Below are 267 nucleotides of genomic sequence, written 5' to 3'. Positions count from 1 at the left end.
ATTCTCTTTCTTCTCATCTGTAGCCTGTACGGTGTTCTCTTTAGAAAGTAGTTCTTCTAGACGTGTACGAAGGTGATGATTTTCTGTTTCGAGTGCCTTATGTTCTTCCATCATTAACGCTACAAATTGCTTCAATGCACCAAATTGCGCCTGCATTGCTTCGAGCTGTTGTTCGAACTCCATAACGGTATCTAAGAAATTACGGTCCTTCACCCAAGCCACCTCGTTAAATTCTCTATCTTATATAAGATTTTTTTCGCATGCTAG

Annotated in this window: 1 protein-coding gene; it reads right to left on the bottom strand. The window is 40.1% G+C overall.

Going from position 1 to position 267, the window contains the following annotated elements:
• A partial coding sequence (locus SB660_RS21110) for an initiation control protein YabA (protein ID WP_410584338.1) occupies window positions 1-213 on the bottom strand: 213 nt, incomplete at its 3' end.
• Window positions 214-267: the final 54 nt, after the last annotated feature.

Origin of the sequence: Bacillus sp. SIMBA_005 (assembly GCF_046535585.1) — a bacterium.
Taxonomy (GTDB): Bacteria; Bacillota; Bacilli; order Bacillales; family Bacillaceae; genus Bacillus; species Bacillus pumilus.
This window is presented reverse-complemented; position numbering and strand designations above follow the sequence as displayed.